The 1267-nt window shown below is 72.7% G+C and carries 1 protein-coding gene; it reads left to right on the forward strand.

Annotated features, from left to right (window positions below; translation table 11 throughout):
* The coding region (locus ACYVE9_RS27325) for a phosphatase PAP2 family protein (protein WP_461030571.1) at positions 1–1267 on the forward strand (1267 nt) is incomplete at both ends.

Raw genomic sequence — 1267 nt, forward strand, 5'->3', positions numbered from 1 at the left:
GGGCGCCGGCTTCGCGGCGTGCACGCTGTTCGCGTGGGCCGCGACGCCGGCCGACTCGTGGACGTACTGGGTGCACCACGTGGCGGGGGCCGGCCTGGGCGGAGCCTCCGACGGCCTGTCCAACCAGTCGCTGCACGGCCTGCTGCTGCGCCTGGGACTGTCCGGTCCGGTGGAGATCGTGGTGTTCGCCGTGCTGGCCCTCGCAGTCGCCGTGGTCGGTCTGCGCCGCGCGGCCGAGTACGTGCGCGACGGCCAGCTCCTGCTGGGTGCCGCCGTGACGGGCTGTGTCGCGGTCGCCGTCGCGCCGGTCGCCTGGCAGCACCAGCAGCTGTGGATCCTGCTGGCGGCCGTGGGCCGGGTGGGCCGCCGCCGCGGGGACCGCTACGTGTGGCCGGTCTTCCTGGTGCTGGTGATGACGTTGAACGCCGACGCACTGGTGCCGAAGATCGCCTGGCTGGCGCCGCTCGGGGAGAACGCGCCGCTGCTCGCCGCACTGCTGGCGGCCTGTGTGCTGCCGTTCCTCTCCCGCCGCTCCGACGCGTGGGCACGGCCGGAACCGTCCGGGGTGCTGAGCCGCCCCAACCTGATGCTGGAACTGCTGCTGATACGGGTCGGGTACTTCGCCTACTCCTACGTGCGGTCGCTGGCTCCCGACGGGCGCGGGCCGGCGGAGGCGCACGGCCGGCAGATCCTCGAACTGGAACGGGCCGTCGGTCTCGACATCGAACACGGCATCAACCAGGCCGTGGCCGGGACGGCCTGGCTGGCCGACAGCATGAACTTCTACTACGGCGCCTTCCACTTCCTGGTGCCGGTGGCGCTGCTGGTCGGCCTCTACCTGCGCGCCCCCGCGTCCTACCGCTGGGCCCGGACCTCACTGTCCTTCGCGACGCTGCTCGGGCTGGTCGGCTTCTGGCTCTACCCGCTCGCCCCTCCGCGGCTGATGCCGTATCTGGGGTACGTCGACACCATGCACGGGCCGCAGGACTTCGACGATCCGGACTTCGGGGTGCTCACCGGCATCTCCAACCAGTACGCGGCGATGCCCTCGCTGCACGTGGGCTGGTCGCTGTGGGCGGCGGTGGTCATCATCCGGCTCACCCCGAACCTGTGGCTGCGGCTGCTGGCCGCGCTCTACCCGCTGCTCACCACGGTCGTGGTGATGGGCACGGCCAACCACTACCTGCTGGACGCGGTGGGTGGCGCGGCGGTCGTCGCCGCGGGGTTCGCGGTCGCGGCGGTGTGGCGCCACCGCGGCCCGGTGGCC

The sequence above is a fragment of the Streptomyces sparsus genome (assembly GCF_054776295.1).